The 21,850-nt window shown below is 64.4% G+C and carries 25 protein-coding genes; all 25 read right to left on the bottom strand.

Annotated elements, in window-relative coordinates; translation table 11 throughout:
* Positions 1-53: 53 nt before the first annotated feature.
* The 25 genes from nuoI to AC6CDK_RS11880 all read right to left on the bottom strand — a co-directional run bounded on the left by nuoI (position 54) and on the right by AC6CDK_RS11880 (position 21,844).
* On the bottom strand, positions 54-584 hold the full coding sequence (nuoI, locus tag AC6CDK_RS12000; RefSeq protein ID WP_192905888.1) for an NADH-quinone oxidoreductase subunit NuoI: 531 nt from the start codon (positions 582-584) through the stop codon (positions 54-56).
* 55 nt (positions 585-639) lie between these two features.
* On the bottom strand, positions 640-1,065 hold the full coding sequence (locus AC6CDK_RS11995) for an ankyrin repeat domain-containing protein (protein WP_039647452.1): 426 nt from the start codon (positions 1,063-1,065) through the stop codon (positions 640-642).
* A gap of 141 nt (positions 1,066-1,206) precedes the next feature.
* Positions 1,207-2,196, bottom strand: coding sequence for an NADH-quinone oxidoreductase subunit NuoH (nuoH, locus tag AC6CDK_RS11990; protein ID WP_039647454.1), 990 nt, complete (start codon positions 2,194-2,196; stop codon positions 1,207-1,209).
* The gene (locus tag AC6CDK_RS11985) at positions 2,193-3,794 is read right to left on the bottom strand and encodes a PAS domain-containing sensor histidine kinase (protein ID WP_066358226.1); all 1,602 of its coding nucleotides are present in this window, start codon (positions 3,792-3,794) and stop codon (positions 2,193-2,195) included. The genes nuoH and AC6CDK_RS11985 overlap by 4 nt, the downstream gene beginning before the upstream one ends.
* Positions 3,795-3,959: 165 nt before the next feature.
* Positions 3,960-4,301 (bottom strand): zinc ribbon domain-containing protein YjdM, encoded by a 342-nt coding sequence (locus AC6CDK_RS11980; RefSeq protein ID WP_192905889.1) that lies wholly within the window; start codon positions 4,299-4,301, stop codon positions 3,960-3,962.
* Positions 4,302-4,474: 173 nt separating this feature from the next.
* Complete coding sequence (locus AC6CDK_RS11975; protein WP_192905890.1) at positions 4,475-6,406, bottom strand: molybdopterin-dependent oxidoreductase; 1,932 nt, start codon at positions 6,404-6,406, stop codon at positions 4,475-4,477.
* A gap of 9 nt (positions 6,407-6,415) precedes the next feature.
* Positions 6,416-6,988: a hypothetical protein gene (locus AC6CDK_RS11970; protein WP_039647460.1), complete on the bottom strand. Its 573-nt coding sequence runs from the start codon at positions 6,986-6,988 to the stop codon at positions 6,416-6,418.
* Positions 6,985-8,256, bottom strand: coding sequence for an NADH-quinone oxidoreductase subunit NuoF (nuoF, locus tag AC6CDK_RS11965; protein ID WP_039647461.1), 1,272 nt, complete (start codon positions 8,254-8,256; stop codon positions 6,985-6,987). The genes AC6CDK_RS11970 and nuoF overlap by 4 nt, the downstream gene beginning before the upstream one ends.
* Before the next feature lie 89 nt (positions 8,257-8,345).
* Positions 8,346-8,690 (bottom strand): DUF488 domain-containing protein, encoded by a 345-nt coding sequence (locus AC6CDK_RS11960; RefSeq protein ID WP_039647463.1) that lies wholly within the window; start codon positions 8,688-8,690, stop codon positions 8,346-8,348.
* Positions 8,691-8,694: 4 nt separating this feature from the next.
* Positions 8,695-9,183 carry an NADH-quinone oxidoreductase subunit NuoE gene (nuoE, locus tag AC6CDK_RS11955; RefSeq protein WP_192905891.1) on the bottom strand — a complete coding sequence of 163 codons (489 nt, stop codon included), beginning with the start codon at positions 9,181-9,183 and terminating at the stop codon, positions 8,695-8,697.
* Between the two features lie 5 nt (positions 9,184-9,188).
* On the bottom strand, positions 9,189-11,567 hold the full coding sequence (locus AC6CDK_RS11950) for an NADH-quinone oxidoreductase subunit B/C/D (RefSeq protein WP_039647467.1): 2,379 nt from the start codon (positions 11,565-11,567) through the stop codon (positions 9,189-9,191).
* Positions 11,554-11,982, bottom strand: a complete 429-nt coding sequence (locus AC6CDK_RS11945) for an NADH-quinone oxidoreductase subunit A (protein WP_039647473.1) — start codon at positions 11,980-11,982, stop codon at positions 11,554-11,556. Before AC6CDK_RS11945 ends, AC6CDK_RS11950 begins: the two co-directional genes overlap by 14 nt.
* Positions 11,983-12,081: 99 nt before the next feature.
* Positions 12,082-12,534 (bottom strand): thioredoxin family protein, encoded by a 453-nt coding sequence (locus AC6CDK_RS11940; RefSeq protein WP_082021166.1) that lies wholly within the window; start codon positions 12,532-12,534, stop codon positions 12,082-12,084.
* A gap of 9 nt (positions 12,535-12,543) precedes the next feature.
* The gene (locus AC6CDK_RS11935; protein ID WP_039647475.1) at positions 12,544-13,011 is read right to left on the bottom strand and encodes a peroxiredoxin; all 468 of its coding nucleotides are present in this window, start codon (positions 13,009-13,011) and stop codon (positions 12,544-12,546) included.
* 62 nt (positions 13,012-13,073) lie between these two features.
* Positions 13,074-14,285: an acetate/propionate family kinase gene (locus AC6CDK_RS11930; RefSeq protein ID WP_039647477.1), complete on the bottom strand. Its 1,212-nt coding sequence runs from the start codon at positions 14,283-14,285 to the stop codon at positions 13,074-13,076.
* 364 nt (positions 14,286-14,649) lie between these two features.
* Positions 14,650-15,477, bottom strand: coding sequence for an alpha/beta hydrolase (locus AC6CDK_RS11925; RefSeq protein WP_039647482.1), 828 nt, complete (start codon positions 15,475-15,477; stop codon positions 14,650-14,652).
* A 20-nt stretch (positions 15,478-15,497) separates the two neighbouring features.
* Positions 15,498-15,701 carry a SlyX family protein gene (locus tag AC6CDK_RS11920; protein WP_039647483.1) on the bottom strand — a complete coding sequence of 68 codons (204 nt, stop codon included), beginning with the start codon at positions 15,699-15,701 and terminating at the stop codon, positions 15,498-15,500.
* Positions 15,702-15,780: 79 nt separating this feature from the next.
* A complete protein-coding gene (gene hemE / locus AC6CDK_RS11915; RefSeq protein WP_039647485.1) occupies positions 15,781-16,803 on the bottom strand; it encodes a uroporphyrinogen decarboxylase in 1,023 nt (340 codons plus the stop codon).
* Positions 16,804-16,934: 131 nt separating this feature from the next.
* A complete protein-coding gene (locus AC6CDK_RS11910; RefSeq protein ID WP_039647487.1) occupies positions 16,935-18,005 on the bottom strand; it encodes a radical SAM/SPASM domain-containing protein in 1,071 nt (356 codons plus the stop codon).
* 84 nt (positions 18,006-18,089) lie between these two features.
* Positions 18,090-18,845, bottom strand: a complete 756-nt coding sequence (locus AC6CDK_RS11905) for an ABC transporter permease (protein WP_039647489.1) — start codon at positions 18,843-18,845, stop codon at positions 18,090-18,092.
* 99 nt (positions 18,846-18,944) lie between these two features.
* The gene (def, locus tag AC6CDK_RS11900; protein ID WP_039647491.1) at positions 18,945-19,454 is read right to left on the bottom strand and encodes a peptide deformylase; all 510 of its coding nucleotides are present in this window, start codon (positions 19,452-19,454) and stop codon (positions 18,945-18,947) included.
* Positions 19,455-19,458: 4 nt separating this feature from the next.
* Positions 19,459-20,016: a glycine cleavage system transcriptional repressor gene (locus AC6CDK_RS11895; RefSeq protein WP_066358227.1), complete on the bottom strand. Its 558-nt coding sequence runs from the start codon at positions 20,014-20,016 to the stop codon at positions 19,459-19,461.
* Positions 20,017-20,107: 91 nt separating this feature from the next.
* Complete coding sequence (locus AC6CDK_RS11890; RefSeq protein WP_226048483.1) at positions 20,108-20,341, bottom strand: hypothetical protein; 234 nt, start codon at positions 20,339-20,341, stop codon at positions 20,108-20,110.
* 106 nt (positions 20,342-20,447) lie between these two features.
* The gene (locus AC6CDK_RS11885) at positions 20,448-21,455 is read right to left on the bottom strand and encodes a glycosyltransferase (RefSeq protein ID WP_039647496.1); all 1,008 of its coding nucleotides are present in this window, start codon (positions 21,453-21,455) and stop codon (positions 20,448-20,450) included.
* Positions 21,452-21,844, bottom strand: a complete 393-nt coding sequence (locus AC6CDK_RS11880; RefSeq protein WP_039647498.1) for a YbgC/FadM family acyl-CoA thioesterase — start codon at positions 21,842-21,844, stop codon at positions 21,452-21,454. The genes AC6CDK_RS11885 and AC6CDK_RS11880 overlap by 4 nt, the downstream gene beginning before the upstream one ends.
* Positions 21,845-21,850: the final 6 nt, after the last annotated feature.

Below are 21,850 nucleotides of genomic sequence, written 5' to 3'. Positions count from 1 at the left end.
ACCTGATCTTTTCTCCGTGCCTCTGTATCTCCGTGGCAGGTTCTTTGTTGAAATCACGGCATCAATCCCCGCACATCCACCGGCTCCTCCTCCCGCGCCCCCTCACCCCGGGGCTGGGCGACGCCGATGCCGGCGTGGCGGTAGAAGTTGTACTCCAGGTCCTTGCCGCAGCCGTCGATGAGGAGGTCTTCCTTCTCGTAGACCAGCTCCATGATGTCCCGCTCGCAGATCTCGTAGTCGGGGGTCATCTGGATGGCCAGGGTCGGGCAGGCCTCGGCGCAGAGGCCGCAGAAGATGCAGCGGGAGAAGTTGATCCGGAACCACCGGGCGTAGCGGCGTCCCTCCTCTCCTTCGGCCGCTTCCATGGAGATGCAGTCCACGGGACAGGCAGCGGAGCAAAGGTAGCAGGCCACGCAGCGCTCGCCGCCGTCCGGGTCGCGGGTGAGTACGATCCGCGCCCGGTAGCGGGGCGCCGGCGTCCGCTTCACCTCCGGATACTCCACGGTCACCGGCCTGCGGAAGATATGCTTCCAGGTCACGAAAAGCCCGGTGGCGATGGCTTTGAAATCGGTCAGTATGGGCATGGTTCACGGGAGTGGAGGGACTCCGCCGGAGTCCCTCCACTGGTTCACGCGGCGGTCAGGCGGTGCCCGACTTGGCCCGCTGCGCCTTTTTGATCAGGTCCAGAGTGTCAGGGTGTCCGTTCGCTTCCGCATAGGTCAGGGCCGTATTGCCCAGCTTCATCTTGGCCAGGGGGTCTGCACCGGCCGTCAGCAGGTCTTCCACGCATTCGTTGCATCCGTAATTCGCAGCCAGCATGAGGGGGGTGTGCCATTCGAGATCCCGCGGGTCCACCTGCGCGCCCGCCTCAAGCAGCGCCCGGATGGCTGCCGCCTGACCGTTGGCCGCCGCGTAGTGGAGGGCGGTCTTGCCCTTCTCGCTCTTGGCCTCCAGGTCGGCACCGCGGCCGATGAGATCCCTGATCGCATCCACCTCCCCTGCCTTCGCCGCGTCGATGAGCGGCGTATGCCCGTGCTTGTCCTTGGTATTCACGTTCTCAACCATGACACGTCCTCCTTTGCTTCGTTGCGTGTTGGATTCTCTTCTGCGGAACGATGACCAGTGTGCGAGTGTCAGACCGTGATGCGGTTGTGCGTGGTGCGAACGTTCTCTCCCCCCTTTCTCTCGATGGTGTTTGTCTCTCCGTTACACGAACATCAGTACCCATCCGGTGATCAGGATGTTGAGCAGGGCCAGCGGCGTCAGCACCTTCCATCCCAGGTGCATGAGCTGATCGTAGCGCAGCCGCGGCAGGGTTCCCCGCATCCAGATGAAAAAGAAGGCGAAGGCAAGTGTCTTCACCGAAAACCAGACAAAGGGAGGCAGCAGCGGCCCCTGCCAGCCGCCCAGAAAAAAGGTGGTTGCCAAACCGCCCAGGACGATGATGTTGATGTACTCGCCCACGAAAAAGAGACCGAAACGCATCCCCGAGTACTCGGTATGGAACCCCGCCACCAGCTCTCCCTCCGCCTCGGGTATGTCGAAGGGGATCCGCTTGCATTCGGCTGCGATGCTGATGAGAAAGATCAGGAAAGCAACGGGCTGGTAGGCGATGAACCAGACCCCCTCCTGGGCCGCCACGATGTCCGACAGCCGGAGCGACCCGGCCAGCATCACCGTGGGCACCAGCGACAGCCCCATGGAGAGCTCGTAGGAGATGAGCTGGGCCAGCCCCCGGATGGAGCCCAGGAGCGCGTACTTGGAGTTGGACGCCCAGCCCCCCAGGGCCACACCATACACCGCAATGGAGGAGAGCGCCAAGAAGAAGAGGAGCCCCACATTCAGATCCGCCACCTGGAGCGGGATCTCCCGGCCGAGGATCGTGACCGGCGCCCCGAAGGGAATCACCGCAAAGGTGAGGATGGCCGGGACGGCCGCCATGGCCGGGGCCAGATAGAAGAGCCACTTGTCGGCCCCGGCGGGGCGGAAATCCTCCTTGGTCAGGAGCTTGATGAGATCCGCCAGGGGCTGCAGCAGGCCGAAGGGCCCCACCCGGTTCGGTCCCTTGCGGTCCTGGATCCAGGCCAGGAGCCGCCGCTCGGCGAACACCAGGTAGGCCGCCAGGGTCAGCACCACGAAGAAGATCAGGGCGATCTTGGCCCCGTGGATGACTATGTCGATGGTGGTTTCGGTCATGATTCCCCGCCGGGTTCCGGCAGCGTAAAGTAGAACGTGGCGCCGGCGCCGGGCGTTCCCTCCGCCCAGATGCGCCCCCCGTAGCGGTCGATGATCCGCTTGACCGTGGCGAGGCCGATGCCGGTCCCCTCGAATGTGCGCGCGTCGTGGAGGCGCTCGAAGGGCTCAAAGAGCTTGTCTTTATGGACCATGTCGAAACCGACGCCGTTGTCGCGGATAAAGTAGAACCTCTCTCCTTCCCCCTCGCAACGGCCGAATTCGATAACTGCATTCTCCTTTGGGGCCGTATATTTCCAGGCGTTTCTCATCAGGTTCTCCAGCGCCGCCCGCAGCAACCCCGGGTCCCCCTCGGCAGTGAGTCCGTCGGCGATGATAAATTCCACCGTCCGTCCGGGCTCACCGTCACTCAACTCACGGGCGATGCTCCGCGCCAGGCGGCTCAAGTTCACCGCCTCGCGGACGGCCTCACCCTTCACGCTCCGGGAAAACCTGAGGAGATCGTCTATCAACTGTTCCATCTGCGTTGCCAGCCGGATCATGCGGATGAGGATGTCCCGCCCCGCCCCCTCCAGGCGGTCGGCGTAGTCCTCATAGAGGATGCGGCTGTACCCGTCCAGCCTCCGGAGCGGGCCGCGCAGGTCGTGGGAAACCGAAAAGCCGAATGCCTCAAGTTCGCGATTGGCGGTTTCCAGGGCCTCGGTGCGCTCCCGCACGCGCTGCTCCAAATCCGCGTAGACCCGCACATTTTCCATGGCCACCGACGTCGTGTCGGCAAGGGCCTGAATGACACTGATCTCCTGATCGGAGGGGCGATGGCGCCGGGCCCAGTAGGTGCCGATGGCGCCGATGGGGTCCTCCCCCCGGATGGGGACCATGGCAAGGCTCTGCACGAACGTGGGGCGATAGGCCTCGACGGGTATCCGCTCATCCTGGTAGATATCCTCAATGACCGCCGCCTGCCGGTTGAGCATGACCCACCCGCTGATGCAGTGCTCAAGGGGGAACCGGAGCCCCTTCCAGAGCGGGGCGATGGCATCCTCGTCCGCATAGAAGCAGTTACCGTTTTCCCGCAGGACAAAGGTGGCTCCGTCGGCGTTCACCAACTCCCGGGCGGCGGTCCGGACCACCGCCGTAATCTCGTCGAGGCTGCGGGCCCGGGAAAGCTCCTGCACAACGCGGACGAGCCGCTCCATGAGCCCGCCAAGCCGCCGGTTCTCCTCCTGGGCCGCCATGCGGTCGGTAATGTCCCGATTGCTCCCCCGACGGCCGAGGAACGTCCCGGAGCCATCGTGCACCGGCTGGCAGTGATGGCTGATCCAGCGCACCTCACCATCACGGTTTATGATGCGGAAGTCGATGGGGCAGACCCCTGCCCGGTTCGCCAGGGCGCCCGCCAGATGGTCCTCCACGAGCTTCCGGTCGTCGGGATGGACAATCCGCCGCAGAAGCCCCGAATCATTCATGAACTCATCGGGGCGGTGCCCGGTGATCCGCTCGCAGGCCGGGGAGACATAGCGGCAGACCCCCTCGGGGTCGAGCCAGAACTCCCAATCGGCTGCGAAATCGAGCAGCAGTCTGCAGATGTGTTCGTTCTCCATCGGCGTCCTCAATGGTGTGACGCATTGCCAGGGGATGGCGCCCGAGTGCATGCGCCGCCGCGCCGGGTTGTCTCTCCCATGCGGTCATGACGGCTGAACATGCCATTCACAGTGAACGGGTATTCCCAGGCGCCTGTCCGCTTTGCAATGCCCGTTTCGCCTCAACTATGCCTTTTTCACAAATTCCGACTTCAACTGTATGGCACCGACGCCGTCGATCTTGCAGTCGATGTCGTGGTCCCCCTCCACGAGCCGGATGTTCCGCACCTTGGTTCCGACCTTGACAACCGAGGACGAGCCTTTGATCTTCAGATCCTTGATCACCGTGACGGAGTCGCCGTCACTGAGCACGTTGCCGAAGGCATCGCGCACGACGCGCCGCTCTTCCGGGCTCTCTCCCGAAGCCTCAATTGGCCATTCATGGGCGCATTCGGGGCAGACGTACATGGCGCCGTCTTCGTAGGTGTATTCCGAACTGCATTGGGGGCATGCGGGTAACCTGCTCATGATGCTCCTTTTTCTGGTTTAGTAGTGGATTCTGCCTTCCTGCCGCTCTCCCTGAGGACGCGGCACAACGCGGAAAGTTCAAGGGCACGACGCAGGCGCTCGCCCGGCGTGAGGGATTGCGCTGATTCGCCGGGCTGTTTCTTCCGTGCTTTCATTGTTGCTGAAAGCGACATTTAAAACTCCCACAGCATCACCCCTTCCCCCTCCGGGTCAAGGCCCCGCAGCCGCTCCCATCGCCCAACAAAGGGCTCAGTAACCGCGTCTCCCCCACAGCGCTCAATGAGCTCGGCCACGAACCGCCAGGCAGGGCGGAGCTCCCCGCCGGGGGAGACGCTCCGGTGCACCCGCGGCGGATGGAGCGGCGCGGGCTTGTCGGGGGAGGCGTGGTAGCGGGCCGGGAGCCCCCGGATCGGAAGGCCGGATGCCATGACCTTCCGGAACCGCTGGGCGCGCCCTTCAAAGGTGACGTAGGTGCCGTCAGTCTCCACCCAGGCGGCGGTGGGAAGAACGATCTGGGCACGCCGGACCGTTTCCGTCGGGAGCCAGTCGGCGGCCACCACGAACGGCACGCCGGCCAGGAGCGCCTCGGGGATGTCGGCCTCCACGGCGATGATCCCCTTCACTCTTCCCGAGGCAACGGCCTCGGCCAGGGCAACCGCTCCGTGCTCCTTCATCAGAAGCCCCGCCCCAAAGGCGTTGGGGCCGGGAAAGAGGTACGCGATTTTGGCATCAGTATGGGCAAGTGACTCAGTGGCTGCGGGAGGATTGTTCCTGGTGCCGCAGATGACCACGGCCCTCTCGAATATCGCCAGGGGCACCTCTTCAATGATGCTGAGCTCGATGGCTTCGATGGAAACGGCCAGGGCCTGCGCCAAGGGCGCATGTTTCCCCACCAGGAAGACCGGCGCGCCGCTGCGCCATGCCTGCCGGACCGCCAGAAGCATCATCGGCCCTTCGTCCCGGAGGTCCGATTCGAGGATGACAACGCAGTCGGCCTTGCGTACGTCCGCCATGGATGCCGTCCTGCCGTCGGCAAGGAGGGAAACGGCGGCGGCTACCCGCTCCCCTTCGTCCCGCCCGGCAAAGTAACAAAGGTACTCCGTTCCGATGAGCCCGGCCAGCCGTGCCAGAAGGACACTCCCCTCCAGCGGGAGGCGGGGCGAGCCGATCAGGGCCAGGCGGCCGGGGCCGTAGAGCTCCATGAACTCTTCGATCCGCAGCATGGTGGCGTCGAGGGCCGCGGCCCATGAAACCTCTTCCCCGTCAACCAGCGGCACCCTCGGCCGCGCCGGATCGTTCACGGCGGCATTGGAGAACCGTCCCCGGTCGCAGATGAAGTGGCCGTTCACGGCGGGGTTCTCCCGGGCCATGGTCTTGAGCAGCTCCCGGTAGCGGGCCGCCGGCACGGTGTTGCAGCCGAGGGAGCAGTGGGGGCAGACCGAGGGGGCCATCTCGTAGTCCCAGTAGCGGGCCCGGAACCGGGCGGTCTTGTCGGTGAAGACCCCGGTGGGGCAGATGTCGACGAGATTTCCCGAGAAGGGGGATTCGAGCGTTCCCTCCTGGAACCGGCCGTAGTAGACCCGCCGGGCGCTCCCCATGACCCCGAAGTCGCTGCCGCCGGCATATTCCTGGTAGAAGCGGACGCACCGGTAGCACTGGATGCAGCGGTTCATCTCGTGCTGGATGTGCGGCCCCAGATCCTGGTTCACGTGGGTCCGTTTTTTCCCCTCGAAGCGGCGGATGCCGTGGCCGCCGGCCACGGTGTAGTCCTGGAGGAGGCACTCGCCCCCCTCGTCGCAGACCGGGCAGTCGTGGGGGTGATTCATCATCAGCCACTCGATGACCAGGCTCCGCATCTTCAGGGCCTCGGGGTCGGTGGTGGAGACCACCATGCCGTCCTGGGCCGGGAGCATGCACGACATCTGGATCCCCTTCACCGGCCCGTCCAGCAGCTTCACGGCGCAGAGCCGGCAGGCCCCCACGCTGCCGAGGGCCGGGTGGTAGCAGAAGTGCGGAATCCAGATTCCCGCAGTCTTGGCCGCCTCCAGCACGCTGGTGCCGGGAGGGACTTCGACCGGTATGTGATCGATGGTCAGTTTGGGCATGGTTTCAGGTTACAGGATAATCACCCGTGGTTGTTCCCCCTTGTCGTACTGGAGCGCCGTGACGAGGCTTCCCCAGCCAAGGGTGAGGATGATGCCGATACCGAGGAGAAGTGCCCCAACGGCCATGAAGATGCTCCCCACGAGTACCGCCAGAATCCAGCCGGCCAGGTCCCCCCTGATGGTTTCGAGGCTCCACCGGAAGGCGTCCATGAACTTCATCCGCCGGTCAATAATGCCGTACATGCCGGGCGCGACCACCACCGACAGGATGAACCCCGCCACCTGGCCGATGACCGGCACGTGGTTCAGGGCGAACATGGCCACGACCACGAGCAGGAGGTAGACGAAGAGGTCGCCGAAGCAGTCCCAGGCCCGGAAGATGTCCCCCGGCTCCGCCTTTCCCCCGCGGGCCACCTTGAGTACCGCCCGGGTGTAGCCGGCCAGAAACCCGATGTTGGCCACGGGAATCCACGCCACCAGGGCGAAAACCAGGGAGAGTACGAGGAGATTGCCGAAGTTCCCTGTCCAGAGCCTCGTGGCCCGGGTTACGAGACCGCCGATATCGTCAGCCGGTGCCGTCATACCTTTCCTCCGAAGGGGCAGCGCCCCAGCACGATGTGTTCACGGATCTCGTCCTCGAAGAGCCGCAGGAGCCCCTCGACCGGCCCCATGGCACCGGGCGCCAGGGGACAGAACGCGTAGTTCAGGTACTGCACGTGCTCCCGGAGAATGGCGATATGCTCCTCCCGCCCGGCGCCCGCCTCGATCCGGGCCAGGACGTCCTTCACGAAGGGGAGCCCCTCCCGGCAGGGGGTACACCAGCCGCACGACTCCCGGGCATAGAAGGACACCAGGTTCAGGGTTGCCGCCACCATGCAGGTGTTCCGGTCGAAGACCACGATGCCGCCGGTGCCGAGCCGGGAGCCCGCCCTTGCCACTGCGTCGAAGTCCATGGGAACGTTCCAGTGCTCCCGGGTAAAGAACGGCGTGGACGCCCCGCCGGGGATGCACGCCTTGAACTCCCGCCCCGGCAGCATGCCGCCGCAGGGTCCGTCGATGATCTCGCCCAGGCTCATCCCCAGGGGAAGCTCGAAGCAGGCGGCGTTGTTCACATGTCCGCTCACGCAGAAGAGCTTGGTGCCGGCTGCCTCGGGAATTGTCGCCAACCCCTTGAACCAGGCGGCGCCGCCCGCCACAATGGCCGGGATATTGGCCAGGGTCTCCACGTTGTTCACCACCGTGGGACGCCCCCAGAGCCCCTTCACCGCCGGGAAGGGGGGTTTGCTCCGCGGGTTGGCCCGTCTCCCCTCCAGCGCGTTCATGAGGGCCGTCTCCTCGCCGCAGATGTAGCGGCCGGCGGACTGGTGGACGTCCAGTTCCAGGGAGAAACCGGAGCCGAGGATGTTCTTCCCCAGCAGGCCCGCGTCCTTTGCCTCGGCAATGGCGCGCCGGCAGTTCTCCGCCGCCTCTTCGTAGCCCCGGCGGATGAAGATGAAGGCGTGGGCCACGCCGATGGCGTAGGCGGCCAGGGTCATCCCCTCCACCAGGGAATAGGGGTTCGCCTCCAGGAGTATCCGGTCCTTGTAGGTGCCCGGCTCCATCTCGTCGCAGTTGCAGATGAGATAGCGGGGGCCGGGGATGTCCCGCGGCACGAAGGACCACTTCTTCCCGGTGGGGAACCCGGCCCCGCCCCGGCCCCGCAGGTTGGCGTCGATCACCACCTGCTGGACATCGTTGGGCGACATGCCGGAAAGGGCCTTCTCCAGGGCCGCGAAGCCCCCCTCGGCCCGGTACTCGGCAAAGGTCACGCACCGGCCGGGACGGTTATGTCGGAAGAGAACCTGTTCCATTAAACCCTTTGTTCACCCACCTGCTTCGCCCCCCCTGTTTCGCTCACGCTCGCTTCCCCCTACAGGGTGGGGGGGGATTGAGGGGGGTCTTATTGCTCAACAAGAATGTCCTTCAACACCACCGCGTTGTTGTGCTTTTCATCCTTTGCCGCGAACAGGAGCGTCACCGTCCCGCCGGCCGCCAGCTTCCGGAGTCCATCCAGGAGTTCCGCCTTCGCGTCCAGCTCCCGCCGGTAGCGCTCCCGGAACTCGTCCCACCGGGCCGGGTCGTGGCCGAACCACTGCCGCAACCCGTCGCTGGGGGCGACCTCCTTCAGCCACTCATCGATGCGTGCCTTGTCTTTCGTGATGCCCCGGGGCCAGAGCCGGTCCACCAGGATGCGTTTTCCATCCTCCGGCGTCGGCTCGTCGTAGACCCGCTTGATTCTGATCATGATTTCACTCCTCCCTGGCGGAAAGAACCCGCTGCTCTGCAGCCAGGATTTCTCCGGCCCGCTCCGGTGTCACCCGGCCGTGGAGGGTGTCACCGACCATGAGAGTCGGGGCTTCGCCGCAATTGCCGAGGCAGCAGCAGGGCAGAAGCGTAAAGAGCCCGTCCGCCGTGGTTTGCCCCGTTTCGATGCCGAGCGCCGCTGCCAGGTGCGCCATGAGACTCTCCCCCCCCAGGGCCCAGCAGGAGATGGAGTCGCAGACGTGGATCACCCGCTTTCCCACGGGGCGGCGGTAGATCATCTCGTAGAAGGTGGCCAGCTCCTCCACCTGGAGGGGGGTGAGTCCCAGGAGCTCCGCCGCCTCCCCCACCGCCTCGTCGGTGAGCCAGCCGTAGTGGCGCTGCAGCTCTTTCATCACGTCCACGGCCGCCTCGCGGTTGGTGACGGCGTGGGCGACGCGGGACTGAAGTTCCTTTTTGAGAAGCTCCGGGATCATCGGCGTCACCTGTCCAAATCCGCCAGCACGAAGTCAATGGACCCGATGATGGCCAGGAAATCCGCCACGAGCCACCCCCGGCTCATGAGGGGGAGGGCCTGGATGTGCGGGAAGCTCGGCGTCTTGATCCGCACCCGGTACGGCACGTTGAGGCCGTCGCTCACCACGAAGTAGCCGTTCTCCCCCTTGGGCGCCTCGATGGCGCTGTAGTTCTCCCCCTTTGGCGGCGCCATTCCCCGTGTGGCATTGATGAAATGGTGAATCAGGGATTCGATGTCGTGGAGCGCGTCCCGCTTCTTGGGCAGCACGTAACGGTAGTCGTCGGTGATCCAGCGCCCGGCCGGCATCTCCTTCCAGCACTGTCGGACGATGTGGAGCGACTGGCGGATCTCCTCGATCCGGACCCGGTAGCGGGCCCAGCAATCCCCCCCCTCCTCGGTCGGAACCTCGAAGTGGAAGTGCTGGTAGCCGTTGTAGGGGATCTTCTTCCGCAGGTCCCACTCCACGCCGCAGGCCCGCAGGTTCGGGCCGGTGATTCCCCACTCCAGGGCCTCGTCCCCGGTGATGACGCCCACTCCTTTGAGCCGCGCCTTGAAGATGGGGTTTTCCTTCAGAAGGTCCTCGTACTCCTTGAGCCGGGCCGGCATCCAGTCGAGAAACGCCTTCACCGCCCCGTCCCACCCCTCGGGGAGATCGTCGGCCACGCCGCCGATCCGGAACCAGGAGGGGTGCATCCGGCCGCCGGTGACCATCTCCACGATGTCGAAGATCTTTTCCCGGTCCGTGAAGGTGTAGAAGACCGGGGTCATGGCCCCCACGTCGGCGGCAAAGGTGCCGAGCCAGACCAGGTGGCTGGCGATCCGGAAGAGCTCCGCCAGCATGACCCGGATGGTGATGGCCCGGTCCGGCACGGTGATGCCGCAGAGCCGCTCAACGCTATTCACGTAGGCCAGGTTGTTCTGGACCCCGGCCAGGTAGTCGATCCGGTCAGTGTAGGGGATGAACTGGTTCCAGTGCTGGCGCTCGCCGATCTTTTCGGCACCCCGGTGGTGGTAGCCGATGTCGGTGTCCATGTCCACGATCTCTTCGCCGTCCAGCTTGAGGACGAAGCGGATGATGCCGTGGGTGCCGGGGTGCTGGGGCCCCAGGTTCAGGATCAGGGTTTCTTCGTCAATTCTATCGAAGAAATCAGAGGCCGGCAGGGCCTGATGGCGCCGGGCGTCGTCCGTGGTGTAGGAAGGCATCTCCGTGGCCCGGAAGGGATGATCCTTTCGCAGGGGGTGTCCCTCCCAGTCGGGCGGCATGAGGATGCGGCGCAGGTTCGGGTGGTCGGCGAACCGGATGCCGTACATGTCGAAGGCCTCCCGCTCGTACCAGTCGGCCGCCGGGAAGACGCTTGTCGCGCTCGGGATCTCCGGCGTATCCCCTCGCAGCTCGGCCTTGATCCGCAGATGTCCGGGGATGTGGAAGTTCAGGAGGTGGTAATTGACGGTGAAGTCCGGGAACCGCGATCGCTCCCGGCGGCACGACTCGTCCACGCAGGCCACGTCCTCCAGACGCCGGAAAGGTGCGGCGCTCCGGGTCTTCAGGTGGCGCAGCACGTCCGGCAGCAGCTCCGGCGGGCAGCGGTAGGTGAGCATGTCGGTGGCGTTATCGTCCCGCACCACCCGGTGGCCGAAGACCGTTTCCAGTTCGCCGGCAAGACCGAAGTCGGGGAAGTGGTGCTTCGGGGCCGACGGCCGCCACATCTCGTCGGAGCGGGGCATCGGGAAATCTGGGTGCTGCACCGAGGTCCCCCTGATGGCGATCCCTTCCATGCCGGGTCCCCGGGTGTCGCGGGATTTGGTCACCCCGTCCACCAGCACCGGCCGGGTGGTTCCCTCGCTCCCGCCGGCCAGGTGGAGGACCTTCCTGGCGGGGCGTTCTTCCCGCCTGATTTTTTCCTGGAGCAGCATCAGCCCCTGGAGGAACGCCTCGGGGCGCGGGGGACAGCCGGGAACGTGGACATCTACCGGAATGATCTGGTTCACCCCCTGGACCACGCTGTAGACGTCGTACATACCGCCGGAGTTGGCGCAGCTCCCCATGGAGATGACCCACTTGGGCTCGGCCATCTGCTCGTAGAGCCGGAGGATGGAGGGGGCCATCTTCTTGAAAACGGTGCCGGCAATGACCATCAGGTCCGCCTCCCGGGGGGTGCCCCGGAGCACCTCGGCCCCGAAGCGGGAAACGTCGTAGCGGGAGGTGAAGGAGGTCATCATCTCGACGAAGCAGCAGGAGAGGCCGAAGAACATGGGCCAGAGGGAGTTGGCGCGCCCCCAGTTGATCAGGTCGTCCAGGCGGGCCAGGATGATGTTGTTCTGCGGGACCTCAGTCTCGGACATGGCCCCTCCGTGCACGGGACGGTCCCCAGTCGAGGCCCCCCTTCAGCCAGAGCCAGACGAGGCCGAGAAGGAGGATGACGATGAAGAAGGTGATGTGGACGAGGCCCGGAAGACCCAGCTCGCGCCAGGCCGTGGCCCAGGCGAAGATGAAGGCCGCCTCCACGTCGAAGACGATGAAGAAGATGGCGATGAGGTAGAACGGGACCGGATAGGCGAGCCGGGCCGAACCGGTGGGGATTGCGCCCGATTCGTAGGGGAGTTCCTTGTTGCGGTTGGTGGTCTTGGCGCCGAGCCACCAGGCGGCCAGAAGGAGCATGCCGACCAAGATGGATGCCGCAAGGGTGTAGAGCGCCAGGGGAAGGAACTCGGGCGGCAACGAGGGGAAGAGGGAATGTGATATGCCGGCTGGTTGCATTCTACTCTCCTTGGCGTCGAGTGAAATGCCGAGTTCATACTCTAGCGCAATCGGGACTCATGTCAACGGTTTTGAGGGAAACGCCGATGCCCTGCCACCTTAGCGCAGGGCGCCGCGGATCCGGGAAAGCACCGCCTCCCTGGGTAGTGCTCCGCTCCAGGTGGCGAGCACCTGTCCCTGCCGCAGGAGCACCAGGGCCGGAATCCCCCGGATGCCGAAGCGGGCTGCCAGGTGCGGGTTCTCCTGGGTGTTCACCTGAACCACTGCCGCCGTGCCGGCAAGCTCGCGCGCAACCTCCCGCACCACCGGTGCGAAGTCCCGGCAGAGGGGTCACCAGGGGGCCCAGAATTCAACCAGAACAGGATCATGATAACCGGCGAAGAATGGGTCGAAACTCCGGTCGGTAAGCGGTACCGGCTGGAAATAGAGGGGCGGGAGCACACCGCGGCACCTGCCGCAGCGGCCCGCAACCCCTTCCCTGGATGCCGGCACCCGGTTGGTCGTGCCACAGGCGGGGCAGGCAACGAGAAATGACTGGCCGCTCTCTGCCATGGGAGTTCCCTACGCCCGGTTGGCGAGGAATTCTGCCACCTGGGCCGGATGGGCATCTGCCTTGGCCACCTTGGACCAGTGCTTCACCACCGTACCGTCGGGACCCACCACCACTGTGGAGCGGATCGTGCCCATGGTGGTCTTGCCGTACTGGACCTTCTCGCCGAAGGCACCGTAGGCGGTCATCATGGCGGCGTCCGGATCCGACAGAAGCGTGAAGGGGAGGCCGAAGGCCTTGATGAACGTGTCGTGGGACGCGAGGCTGTCCCTGCTGACGCCGAGAAGCACAACGCCGCGCTCCATCAGATCCTGGTGCAGATCCCGGAAGCCGCAGGCCTCCTTGGTGCATCCCGGCGTATTGTCCCGGGGATAGAAATAGATGACGACCGTCTGCCCCGCGTAGTCTTTCAGAGAGTGCATTTTCCCGTCACTTCCCGCCAGGGTGAAGTCGGGTGCCTTTTGACCTTCCAGCGACATGCGTGCCTCCTTGGTGGATCGAATCCGATAGGAAAAACAGTTTACCCCATTCCCGGTCGTTGTCACCCCCGCCCGTTCAGGAGCGCGGCCACCTCCTCGGCGTAGACCATTTCCTCATCGGTGGGAATCACATAGACCGCAACGGGCGAGTCATCGGCGCTGACCCGCTCCTCCCGGTCCACGGAACGGGCAGTCCGGTTCCGCTCCCGGTCGAGCCGGATGCCGAAACACGCCATATCGGCGAGGGTCTTTTCCCGCACGAGCCATTCCCCCTCCCCCGAAGCAGCGCTGAAGACCACGGCGTCGAGCCGGCCAAGTGCTGCGGCGTAGCCGCCGATGTGCTTCCGGAGGCGGTAGGCCTCCATCTCCAGGGCCAGGAGACACCGCTCATCTCCCGCGATGGCCCGGGCCAGAAACGCCGGCCGGTCCAGCTTGAGGCCGGTGATGCCCGCAGAGCCGCTCCGCTGGTTGAGGATCCGGTCCAGATCACGGGGCGAGAGCTGTTCTTCCTGCATCATGAACGGGGGAATGCCCGGGTCGATGGAGCCGCAACGGGTTCCCATCATGGTTCCTTCCAGCGGCGTGAGCCCCATGCTCGTGTCGATGGAGCGGCCACCCTCAACGGCGCAGAGGGAAATCCCATTGCCGATGTGGATGGTGATCAGGTTGCAGCGGGCCGGCTCGCGCCCCAGAAGCGCCGCCCCCTGCCGCGCCGCATGACAATGGGAGGCGCCGTGGAAGCCGTAGCGTCTCACGCCGTGCTTCTCGTACCACTCCCAGGGGAGGGGATAAAGGTAGGCATGGAGCGGCATTGCCTGGTGGAATGCCGTGTCGAAGACCGCCACGTGGGGGATGCCGGGCAGAGTGGCCATGGCCCCCTCGATCCCCGCCAGGTTCGGGGGGATATGGAGTGGCGCCAGTTCCTCCATGGCACGCACCGCCTCAATGACCTTCCCGTCGATGGGAACCGTGGCGGTAAACCGCTCTCCCCCGTGGACGACCCGGTGCCCCACGGCGGTAATCTGCCCGACCCGGGAAAGGGGGCCCTCCAGGGGGTGGGTCAGGGTGGCGAGAATGAGGGCAACGGCTGCACCGAAACTGGAGCAGTCGGACTCCAGGTGATAGGGGTCACGCCCCGGCACTTCCATGGAGATGAACGAGTCGCCCAGTTCGATCCGGTCCACGTCCCCCCGGGCGAGGACGGTTCGCGTGGACCAGTCGAAGAGCTGGAAGTGGATGGAAAAGCCCCGGCAGTTGAGAATCAGGATAATCATGTGTCTTCCCGTAGCGTGGGATGCGGGGCCGGGTAGCTCCCGGCAACGGCCGCAAAAACGAGAGGGACGCAACCATGCCCGTCCCCTCGCCATTGGTGTCTCGGTATTCAAGACAACTTATTCAGTGTAATGCGATCCAGCGAAAAAAAACAGCCTGGAATTTTCCCCGCCGGACGCTATACTTTATTCAGGTAGCTACCTGAACCAGCACTGCCAAAAGGAGGGGCGGAACCTATCGGGGAAGTTTCAGCCAAACCACAACGTGGGCAGTATGCATCCGGCTACCGTTGACGCCGGAATATCCCGTGAAACGGGAACGCAGAAACAGGAATGGACAGAGGCCCGCCGAACAATGGCGGGCCTTTCATTTTCCCCCCAGCATCCCTTCCAGCTCCAGAAACCCCTCAATAATCCGCCAGAAATCCGCCCAGTCGGGAGGACAGTCATTATGGCCGCAGCTAAGCTCCACCAAGCGCCCGCGCCGGGCGGTACGGGCCAGTTCGCGCCCGTGGCCGACAGGGATGATGTCGTCTTCCGCGCCGTGCAGGATGAGGACTGCTCCACCGTAGGACTCCAGGGCCTTACGGTTGTCGAAGACATCACGCGCCAGAAATCCGGGAAGGAGCATCTGCCGTGCAAAGGGACGGATGGAGGTGAATGGTGACTGGAGGATAAGGGCCGCCAGCGGGCGCCTGAGGCTCAGGGCACAGGCGGCCCCGCATCCGAGCGACCTGCCGAAGGCGATCATGCGGCCGGAATCCGTGTCGGCCCTCCGCACCAGTTCATCATAGGCGGCCACGGCCGCAGCCGTGATTCCCTCCTCTGACGGCGACCCGCCGGAACGGCCGTATCCCGGATACTCCACGAGCATGACGTGCATCCCCATCCTGCGGAACCCCCCGACCTGGTCCGGCAGAACGTCAATCACCTCGCCGTTGCCGTGAAAAAAGAGGACCACCGGACGCCTGCTGCCGGCAACACCGCCCGTGGCCGGCAAAAACCAGGCTTCGACGCGACCGTAAGGGGTTGTGAGCCAGAGGGGATGGATAGCGGGCGAATCGGGTGGCTGGTCGGCCACGGAAAGGGAGCGGCCGGGATAGATGAGGGAGCGCTGGGCCAGGAAACAGAGCAGCGCGTACCCCGCGTAGGCGAGTACGGCCAGCATGACGATCCGGATGAGGGGATGCTCCATGGCTGCCCCATGAATGGCTGTCAGTAATGGGGAGGCGGCGTTTCCTCGCCAGGGGGGCGGACCGGCGACGGCGCCACTGCCAGAAACTGCGTCCGCAGGGACTTCAGCTCATCTTCCAACCGGTCAATGGTCTGCTGCTGGCGGTAGACCACCTCGTTCAGTTCCTGGATGGTGTGCTCCAGATGGGAAAGATGGATCTCGATGTCGGTGATACGGTTTTCCATGGCGGGTTCGCTGTCTGAGCAGGAATGAGGAAAAGGCAGCGCCAGGGCTGCCTTTTCCTCGTCCAGGCACGTAATTGGGCTACTTCTGCGACAGCCGGTGCACGCACTCGACCATGTGGATGGCGTTTTCCGGCGACACCGTCGGCAGGATGCCGTGTCCCAGGTTGAAGATGTGGCCGGGACGGCCGGCGTTCTCGTCGAGCACCCGCTTCACCTCGGCCTCGATGACCTCCTTGGGGGCATAGAGGACCGTGGGGTCCAGGTTCCCCTGGACGGCCATGTTCGGGCCGAGCACATCCCTGGCCTTCCCCAGGTTCACGTGCCAATCGAGCCCCATGACGTCGCCGCCGGCCTTCTGCACCCTCTCCAGCATGGTGCCGGCACCCTTGACGAAGTGGATCACCGGCGTGTTCTGGCGGTTCAGGCCGTTGATGAGCTTGGCAGTGTAGGGAAGGGCGTACTTCTCGTAATCGGTGGGGGAGAGGACCCCGCCCCAGGTATCGAAGATCTGGATTGCTTGGGCGCCTGCCTTGATCTGGGCGTTCAAGTACTCCATGTCCATCATGGTCACCTTTTCCATGAGGGCGGCGAAGACATCGGGAGCGGCGTACATCATCCGCTTGATGTTGGCCCAGTCCTTGGAACCTTTGCCTTCCACCATGTAGCAGGCCAGGGTGAACGGAGCTCCGCCGAAGCCGATGAGGGGTACCCGGCCAGCCAGTTCCCGGCGGAGGATCTTGATGGTGTCAAGGACGTAGGGGACATCCTCCTCGGGGTTGGGGATGCGCAGTTTCTCCACATCGGCCATGGTCCGCACCGGGTGCTCGAAGACCGGGCCGGGCACGAAGTCGAGCTTGAGCCCCATGGGCTCCACCGGGGTGAGAATGTCGGAGAAGAGGATCGCCGCGTCGACGCCCAGGATGTCGATGGGCTGGATGGTCACCTCTGCCGCCAGTTCCGGGGTCTTGCAGAGCTCCAGGAAGGTGCACTTGGAGCGTATCGCCATATATTCGGGAAGATAGCGGCCCGCCTGGCGCATGAGCCACACGGGAGTACGGTCAACGGGCTTGCCCCAGCACGCGTCGAGAAAACGATTATTCATTGAAAACCCTCCTCAGAGAAATTGTCTTTGGAATTTGATCGAAAAAACCCAAAAACGTGAGATTTGCGTCAGATCGGTGCACCCGCCGGGGTGACGAGGACGGCGCCAAGATGGCGTAACTATCGCGGCCCTTACGCCTTCTTCTGGAGGCGTATCGGCACGTAATTGCAGAACGGCTCCTCTTCCAGGTAATCCCCGTAGACCGCGTCGGCCCGGGCCCGGCAGCCGCCGCAGACGTTGATGAACTCGCACTCGCCGCATTTCCCCTTATACGCCTTGAAATTGCGGAGATCCTTGAAGATTTCCGAGTTCTCCCAGATTTCCCGGAAGGGGATTTCCTTCACGTTGCCGGCGGTACGGTGGAAATAGGAGCAGGGTTTCACGTTGCCGAAGCAATCGATCAGGCAGATGGTCTGGGCCGCGATGCACCCTTTACCGCCGCCGGTGGAGAAGGTCAGGGACCGGCGCTCGAACTTCACCCCCTCCTCCTTGGCCCGCATGGGGACCATCCGGTAGTAGTGGGGGGCGCAGGTGGGACGCATCAGGATCTCGTCCTCCAGCTTCTCCTGCTGGTAGTGCCACTCCAGAATCTCCTCATAGTCCTCCTTGGAGATGAGCTCGTTCATGATCTCCTCGCCCCGGCCAGTCGGGACGATCATGAACATGTACCATGCCGTGGCGCCCAGGCTCTTGGCCAGCTTGAAGGTGTTGGCGATATCGTGCTGGTTCCGCTTGGTAAAGGAAGAGTTGATGAGGAATTTCTGGCCGTTGCGCCGGAAAATCTCGGCGGCCCGCACCACCCCCTCGAATGCGCCGGGACACTGGCGAAAATCGTCGTGGACCGCGGCGCTGCTGCCGTCCAGGGAGAGGGACACCATCTTGATGTCTGCCTTCCTCATTTTGGCACAGATCTCGTCGGTGACCAGGGCGCCGTTGGTGGCCATGCACATGCGCAGCCCCAGGGATGTGCCATATTCGGCCAGCTCGAAGATATCCTGGCGCATGAGGGGCTCACCGCCCGAAAGGACAACAACCGGTTTCGAGAAATCAGCGATCTCCTTCAGGAGCTTCTTCCCCTCCTCGGTGGTGAAGTCGCCTTCGGAGGATGTCAGGTCAGAGGAACAGCGACAGTGGACGCACTTGAGGTTGCATTTCTGGGTGGTTTCCCAGGCAACCCACTTGGGAATGAATTCTTCGGCCATGGGTTCTCCGTTCGTGTGACAATCCTGTAAATCCTACTAAAATAACCTCGGCAGCACAAGAAGTTTAGCGGCCGGGGGCCGGTGCTACTCTGCCATCTTTCGATTGAAGATGGCCACCGTGGCGACAAAGGCGGCCAGAGCGGTAATGGCGAGGATGGCAAAGAGGCCGGCATCGAAGGCTCCAGCCAGGAGAGCCCTGCGGGAGCCCTCGAACAGTGCCGTGGTGGGGATGAGCATGACCGTGGCTCGCAGGGCTTCGGGATAGGACGAGACGGGAAAGAAGGCACCGGACAGGAAGATGAGGGGCATGATGACCACTGCCTGGACCTTGCCGATGGTCTCGGGCTTGTCCAGGAGCGTCCCACAGACCGTTCCGGCACAGGAAAAGACCATGGAACCGAGAATGATGAAGGAAAGATAGGCCACCAGGTGGGCCGGGTCGAACCGAACGCCGGTAAGGAGAAAGATGACCGCGGCCACGGCCACCCCCTTGAGGGCGCCCTGGGTGAAGCCGGAGAAGATTTTGCCGATGACGATGTCGTAGACGGTGATCGGGGTGACCCGGTAGGCCTCGATGGTCCGCTGGACCTTGCGGTGGAACCACATGCTCCAGGCACTCTCGTCGAAGGCAGCCGAAACGGCGGTCATGGTGATGAGCCCCGGCGCCATGAACACGGTGTAGGGCACCCCTTCCACATCGGCAATGTAGCCGCGGAGGCCAAAGCCGAAGGCGAGGTAGAAGGTGAGGGGAGCGGCCACCACCGCCGCCAGTTCCGAGAAAAGGCTGCGGCGGAGCACCAGCATGTCGCGTTTCCAGATGGAAAAGGCGCCTGTCAACACGGTTCCCCGCCTCCTGCGGCTCAGGTCACGCCCGGACCGGCGGGAGGCCGACGCTGCTGCGCGTTCAGCCACCATGGCGGTCCGTGGCCTATCCGGCCGTTACTTGTAGTTTTTCCGCCGGAAGAGGCCCGTTTTGATCGAGACGATACGGTCCAGAAACAGGATGCCGTCCAGGTGGTCCATCTCGTGCTGGATGGCGACAGCCTCGAAGCCGGAGGCCGTGATCTCCCGCTCCGTGCCGTCCGCGCCGTCCAGGAAGCGGACCCGGACCTGGGTGGCGCGCTCCACGTCACCCGTGTAGTCGGGGACGCTCATGCACCCTTCGCGCATGACCGCATTGCCCGACCGGTCAACGATCTCCGGATTGACCATGAGGAGCAGCCCGTGGTTGTTGTCCTTGCCGTGGCGGCTGCCCGAGACGTCAATGACGCAGACTCGCAGGGTGACGCCGATCTGGGGGGCGGCAACGCCCACGGAGCCGGGACCTTCGCGCATGGTCTCGACCAGGTCGTCGACCAGCCCCCTGATGGTTTCGTCGATGGCCGCAACGGTATGGCATACCTTCTTCAGGACGGGATGGGGATACTGCAGTATGGTCTGTGCTGGCATGGCGTCAGAGGGAAACCGGTGTGATGGAGCGCACCGAGATCTCCACATTCAGCTCCTTCCTGATTTCTTCAAGCATGGCCGACACCTGGTCCACCGAGATCCCCTCCGGCAGCGCGGCCTCGATCATCATCACGTAGACCGGCTCACCCGCCTTTCCCACCAGCTTGGTGTTGAGGTCGGTGATGTTGATGCCGCGCCCGGCCAGCTCCCTGGTCACCCGGTAGACGATGCCCGGTTTGTCCGACCCATAGACCGACAGCATGCAGATTTCCCCCTCGGGGGCAAGGTATTCCGCCTCATCGGGGGTCATGGTGCGGGCGGAGACGGTGAGATCCATCTCCTCGCCAAGCACCCGGAATTCTTCGAGCAGCCGGTCCTTGGTGAACGGCGTGGGGTGGGAGATGATGAGGATCATGGCAAACTCTCCTCCCAGCATGGTGGAGCTGGAGTCCTCGATGTTGCAGCCGAGCCGGTAGAGAATGCCGGTGGTGCCGGCAACGATGCCGGGCCGGTCCTTGCCGACGACGGAAAGGGCGAAATGGACGATGGAATCCTTGGTCATGGTGTGCCTCCCGGGGTCGATGCCCGGCAAATGTGCCTGCCGATGTGGGTCATTACTCTATAGCAGATGCGGGAGGCCATGGCAAGAACGGCTACCCGGGCCCCAGCCGCTCCCGGATCGTCTCCGGGAGGGAGTCGAAGGCCATCCCGCGGCTTTCGATGAAGCGGGGCATGTCCTGCTGCATGAGCTCTTGGAGCAGGGCAAGGAGCCGGCCTTCGTTGATGCCCAGCCGGTTCATTACCGCTTCCATCATTGCCAGGTCGTTCCGGTTGAAGGGGTGCGGATCGGGCGTGCCCCGGAACGTGGACTGGTCGCGGTTGACCACTCCTTGGGATACTTGCAGAAGAGGTCAGACGCCTTGAGCTTTTCCGGAATGGCTGTTGTTCTCCTCCCGCTGTGGTCGATTCCGTCCGTATGCCGTTGGCCACCGCTCAGGTAACGCAGACGAAATCCTCTCCCTCGCGCAAACCCGCCCTGCGGGCCCAGGCCCGAATTCCATCCCGCGCCCCCCGGGTTCCCACGGTAACGAGGATCTTTTCTGCGCCGCCCCTCATGTCATCCGGCGCCGTCACCGGCGCCCCGTGGAGGATTCGCCCCTGTTTCCGCGGATCCACGTCGAGCCATCGGCTCACCCTTACCCCCTCCCGCGCCAGGGCTCGTTGCCACGCCCTCCCCTCCAGTCCGGCCCCGGCCAGGGTGACGGTGTCCACACCCTGCAAGACCCCCTGCTGCAGGTGATGGATCTTGCAGGCGCGGAGGGCATCGGCGGCATATTCCCCCATGGTGCGGGTCGCGCGCTCGGGGCGTTCCCGCCAGAAGAACAGTACCTCCGGCAGCCGCCCGAACCTGACCCCCCCGGCTGCAAGCCTCAGCCAGAGGTCGTAATCCTCTGCCCAGCCGGTCTTCCGGTAGCCCCCGGCACCTGTCAGAACCTGCCGGCGAACCATGATGCTCGGGTGGATGACCGGCGACTCCACAAAGCGGTCCCGCATGATTTCCTCGTGGGACAGCAGGGCGTTCTGCCACTCTTCATAGGCACGCATACCAAGTCCCACCGAATGGCGGGGAAAGTGGCGAAACCGGGTGGCCACGAGTCCCAGGCCGGGATCCGCGTCAAGGGCCGCGGCCTGGCGTTCCAGCCGCCGGGGGTGGGAGACGTCGTCCCCGTCCATGCGGGCCACCAATTCCGCGCGGCAGTGGGCAAGGCCGTGATTCAGGGCATCCACCAGTCCCGTGCCCGCGTTGTCGAGCACCCTCACCCGCCGGTCCCGGGCCGCGGCCGCGCGCAACAGTTCCGGCGTACCGTCGGTGGAACCGTCGTCCACGACAACGAGCTCCCATGCCGTCAGGGACTGCCGGTACAGGGAGGCCAGGGCAGCGGGCAGGAAGCGCTCTTCGTTGCGGACCGGCATGAGGACCGACACGCGGGGTGCGCTCACGGCGCCTCCGGCATCAGGGTCTGGACCAACTCGGCGGGGAGACGCTTGGGCTTCATGCCCGGCCCGACGCAGACGAGGGTCACCTTGCCCCCAACCAGCAACTTGCCGTCCAGGCAGCGCACCACCTGCTGCCCCACGGTGAAGGAGGTCTTGCCCACCTCGAGCACCTCGGTCTCCACCCGGACCAGATCGTCCAGCATTGCCGGGGCACGGTAGTCGATCTCCATCCGCACGACCGGAAAGATGCAGCCTCGGTCGGCCAGTTCCCGAACCGAAAGTCCGCGCTCCCGCAGGTACTCGCATCGTCCCCGCTCGAAAAAGCCCAGGTAGCGCGCATGATAGACCACGCCGCCGGCGTCGGTGTCTTCATAGTAAATTCGAAATTCCACTCTGCC

Source organism: Geobacter sp. PheSNFMC, assembly GCF_059620965.1.
Note: the sequence above shows the minus strand (reverse complement) of the source record. Positions and strands in the feature narration are given on the sequence as shown.